Genomic DNA, 4,003 nt, shown 5'->3' with positions numbered 1-4,003 from the left:
TGGGCAAGAGATCACACAGATTGAGGGTGGAGAGCATGGGCCGACGAACATCGGCATAAGGCTCGCCGGGAATAGACCCGAGCCAGGCTTCAACCGCATTGAGGTCTTCGGTGCGGGCCACAAAGCCTTGCGCGTTGAGGACAGCTTCAATGGCACGTGCCTTCTCGGTCACTCTGCCCTCGTCCCTATCAAGAACCGTGACGGTCAGTGTCAGCCAACCATAAGCACAAACTTCAGCACCCAAGGCTTCAAGCGCGCCATCGCATTCATCTGCCTTGACTTGTGCATCGCGATCTAGGAGCGGCACATCTTCTTTGGTGATGGCTTCACGAAGAAGCGTCCCCATCCCCTTACGCTTGGCAAACCAGCGTTTTCTGAGCCGGATGAGTTCTGCCTCAGCGTCGGGTTTATCCAGTCCAATCCAGCGCGCTACCCAACGATAGGAAAAGGGCAATTGGCCTAGACCATCCAGGAGACCTGGCAAGGTTCGACTGGGAAAGGAGCGAACACTGATGACACGTAAGTGCCGATCGCCAAGCTTGGGCGCAAGCCCACCTTGGAGCGGCGTGTCGGCCACTTGCGCATCGAGAAAAACCGGTGTCTCGGGAACTTGGACTGGGTGGGCTTTGGGGCTGATCGTCGCGTGTAAATAGGTCAGCAATTCCTCATCCGACATAAGGCGCGCTTCCGGCAATGCATCAGCCATGAGATCCATGAGCAGTGCGATCTCGCGCCGAAATAGGGCGAGGCTCTCGCGCCAATCGCGTGCATCCGTCGATTGATGTTGAAACAGGAAGTTCTCGGCTTTTCGGACATCATCAGCCGGCGGCAACCAGCTAAAGGTCGCAAAATGGTCCGTCTCAAAAGCTGTTCCTGCATGTTCAAAATGAGCCTTGCGCTCTTCATCAATGAGGCAAGCGGCAGGATTGGAAGGTGCCTGATCTGGATAGGGATCGGCCTGTCTGCGGCGCGCTTCCATATGAAGACACCAACCGGTCCCCAAGCGCTTCAGCATATTATTGAGCCTGGCTCTGACCGCCATCAATTCTTCTGGCGTTGAACTCTCAAGATCAGGTCCGCGAAATTTGATGCAGGAAGAAAAACTCCCATCCTTATTGAGGAGAAGGCTTGGGCCGACTAATGCCGCCCACGGCAAGTGGTCAGCCAAAGTAATGGGCTTCTGGCGAAATTCATCGAGAAAACGCATGGGAACGCACTCCCGGACGCTGAGGCGTCCATGGCAGATTGAATGTTAAAATGAAGATGGCTGGGGCTTTATGCCCCTAAATGGCCAGGCAGTCTGAGGTGGCGGCGCAAGACCTCGAGAAACCGCCCATCTTGCTTAGCAAACCAAAGGCCCACCCCATGGGCGACACCCCACCAGATCAGACCGAGCCACCAAAGCTTGAGGGCAAGGCCCAAAACCAAAGCCAGTGTCCCCATCAAAATGGCATATTCTCTGGGCAGGCCCGCCATCAGGATGGGTTGGGTTAAAGATGCTGCCAAGGGAAGTTCATAGCCCTCGGGTCGATCTGGCTGATAGGCGCTCATGGATCAGCTCCCCCTGATCTCAGCTTGGGTTCAGGCGAACCGATCATCCGATCGTTGCGCCACCACCAAAGCCGAAGAAGCCCATAAAGAAGCTGGCCGCCGCAAAGGCAATCGCGATCCCAAAGAGAATGGAAACGCCGCGCCGCAGGCCAGAACCGGATTCTGAAAATGCGACACCCAATCCAAACATGGTGACCGCAATGACCCCGCCCGCTTGGGCAACAGGGCCAGTCAAACTATTGACGACTTGCTGGAGTGGGCCTTCCCACGGCATGCCCGAACCACCAGCTAATGCGGGGCTTGCAAGACTTGCCAGGACAAGGCCTGTTGTCAGCGAAGTCAGAAGGCTCTGACGAATAAATTTGGCATTTTTCATTGCTTTGCTCCAATCCGGGACGCTTCCGATCCCTGTGGATATCTTGTGCATAACTCATGCCAACTTAAGAAAGAAAATGAAATAATAATAATGACTTAGAAGAATTTCTGTTGTTCCAAATGGTCTCGCCGGGCCTCTGTGTCCAGGGTCCGGTTGGGCGAGCGCGTCTAAGGCGCTAAGGCGATTTTGGGGCGTAAGTTCAGGTCGTTCTCACCCGATTTTACGCGTCAGATAAGCTCCTTCTTCTTCTCCTCTCACTTCAATGAGGTCCTCTACACGACGGCCCTCACGGGAGCGCGCAATATGGATGACAAGATCAATCGCCTGACCAATGGCGCGCCGAGGAATGCTCGTCGCAACTTCACCGGTCAGGTCTTCAAGGCGGGATAGTGCGTCTTTGGCGCTATTGGCATGGATGGTTGAAAGCCCACCTGGATGGCCCGTGTTCCAAGCCTTCAACGTCTCAAGTGCTGCTGCCCCGTCGCGCATCTCACCCACAACAATCCGGTCGGGACGCAAGCGCAGACTATCGCGAACAAGATCCACCACTCCAATGGGCTTGGGTGTTCTGCGGGTCAGAAGGCCAATCTGGTCCCAAGCCGAACATTGCAGTTCAGGCGTATCTTCAATCAATATCGTCCTAGTATCGGTAAAGGCCGGCAAGGCGAGGATGGCATTGGCGAGCGTCGTCTTGCCAGAAGAGGTGCCTCCCGAGATGAGGATGTTTTGGCGGCTGGTCGCGGCGGCCTCAATCAGATGACGCTGGTCTTCATGAAGAATGCCTTCAGCCTGATAATCTTCCAGGGTAAAGATACGGCTCGGCCGCTTACGGATCGAAAAGGCTGGCGCGCGACTAACGGGCGGTAGAACACCTTGGAAGCGCTCGCCCGTCTCAGGCAATACGCCAGAAAGTCTTGGATCCTCTGGCAGAACAGGTTCGCCAACATAATCGGCAATGAGCCGAATGACGCGGTCGCGTGCTTCAGGGCTCAGGGTTTGATTGGTTGGGGCGCGGCCTGAACCTATTCTGTCGAGGATCAATTGCCCGTCGGGATTAGCGAGGATTTCGACGACATCTGGGTCGATCAGGGCTGCAAGGACATGGGGCCCTAGCGCGTGACGCAAAGCTTCAAGGCGGCGCTCGGCAATGATGGGATGATCACCGAGCTTGGCCATGACCTAAATCCCCTCACCGATTTGAGTTGGGGCTGGATCATTGGCGGGGTCACCAGTTTGGGCCTCTTCGATGGGTGGCTCTTTGAGACCCGCCTCAAATTGCATCCGGCCTTGGCGAACTTTTCGCGAGAGCTCATCCATGAACTCATCCATCGAAATATCAATCTCAGCCCGATAATCCGGGTCGCGCTCTTGGGGATGTTCCGGCAGTCTTGATATGATGGTGCGCAGGGCAATGAAGAGCATTTCTTCGACGACAAATAAATCACGTGCGGTCAGACGCATATGATCACTCAAGCGCCGCTCGATTGCCAATAGGCGGTCACCGGGGTCTGCTTCAATCTTACCTTTAAGGCCGCGCTCCAGAATAGCCTCGGCCGCTTGGCTTAGACTGATCCGCCGCGCTTTGGCTTCCCGCTCAAGTGCTGCCCCAAGTCCTGCCTTGGATAGATAGACTTGCACCTTGGCAGGAGGTGGTTTGAGGCCCTCCCCTTTGGGCTTGGCAATCAGACGAGGACGCGCGCCCATCAGCCTTTGCCTCCATGCAGTCGGTCCAATAGATCATCGGGGTCGTTGGCCGGAGTCTCAGCTTTGGCCTCAAACTCAAAGGCCAATTGGTCGTTGGAAGGTTTAGGCGGTGTAGCTTTTTCCTTTTCGATTGTGCCCCAAGACTGACGCACACCTTCAAGGCCCGATGATCCGTTGTTGTCATAGTCCGGAGTTTCTGGTGCCTTCGGTTCTGGTAGGGCCGAGGCTGTTGGTATTAGCTTTGTCTCTTGGGCTGGTTGTGGTCTTGATCTTTTTACGGCCGCTTTCCTGACCTTTGGTGTCTCGACTTCACTGGGCAGTTCTTGTTTGGGAGTATCCCTATGCGCTGGCGCACCGGGGCGAAGATATTTC

At 55.5% G+C, this 4,003-nt stretch carries 5 protein-coding genes and 1 pseudogene; all 6 read right to left on the bottom strand.

The genetic code is table 11. The annotated features are described in order from the left end of the window. Positions 1-1,207: pseudogene (locus IOB61_RS14895) on the bottom strand (conjugal transfer protein TrbE); the annotation flags it as partial. Positions 1,208-1,275: 68 nt separating this feature from the next. Beyond that, entirely contained in the window at positions 1,276-1,551 is a 276-nt protein-coding gene (locus IOB61_RS14890) for a VirB3 family type IV secretion system protein (protein WP_290818428.1), read from the bottom strand. Positions 1,552-1,594: 43 nt separating this feature from the next. Then, positions 1,595-1,927, bottom strand: coding sequence for a TrbC/VirB2 family protein (locus IOB61_RS14885; RefSeq protein WP_290818425.1), 333 nt, complete (start codon positions 1,925-1,927; stop codon positions 1,595-1,597). A 210-nt stretch (positions 1,928-2,137) separates the two neighbouring features. Continuing rightward, positions 2,138-3,103 (bottom strand): P-type conjugative transfer ATPase TrbB, encoded by a 966-nt coding sequence (gene trbB / locus IOB61_RS14880; protein WP_290818422.1) that lies wholly within the window; start codon positions 3,101-3,103, stop codon positions 2,138-2,140. A 3-nt stretch (positions 3,104-3,106) separates the two neighbouring features. Beyond that, on the bottom strand, positions 3,107-3,631 hold the full coding sequence (locus IOB61_RS14875) for a hypothetical protein (RefSeq protein WP_290818419.1): 525 nt from the start codon (positions 3,629-3,631) through the stop codon (positions 3,107-3,109). After that, on the bottom strand, positions 3,631-4,003 hold a 373-nt coding region (locus IOB61_RS14870), incomplete at its 5' end, for a hypothetical protein (RefSeq protein ID WP_290818416.1). The genes IOB61_RS14870 and IOB61_RS14875, both read right to left, overlap by 1 nt.

The sequence above is a fragment of the Aquidulcibacter sp. genome (assembly GCF_020253525.1).
Lineage (GTDB): Bacteria > Pseudomonadota > Alphaproteobacteria > Caulobacterales > Aquidulcibacteraceae > Aquidulcibacter.
The sequence above is the reverse complement of the archived record's forward strand: the minus strand, read 5'-3'. Positions and strand labels throughout refer to the sequence as shown.

What these genes read in the sequence shown, in the direction of transcription:
- IOB61_RS14885 (WP_290818425.1), bottom strand. Translation starts at nt 1,927, where the DNA reads ATGAAAAATGCCAAATTTATTCGTCAGAGCCTTCTGACTTCGCTGACA.
- IOB61_RS14875 (WP_290818419.1), bottom strand. Translation starts at nt 3,631, where the DNA reads ATGGGCGCGCGTCCTCGTCTGATTGCCAAGCCCAAAGGGGAGGGCCTC.
- IOB61_RS14890 (WP_290818428.1), bottom strand. Translation starts at nt 1,551, where the DNA reads ATGAGCGCCTATCAGCCAGATCGACCCGAGGGCTATGAACTTCCCTTG.
- trbB (WP_290818422.1), bottom strand. Translation starts at nt 3,103, where the DNA reads ATGGCCAAGCTCGGTGATCATCCCATCATTGCCGAGCGCCGCCTTGAA.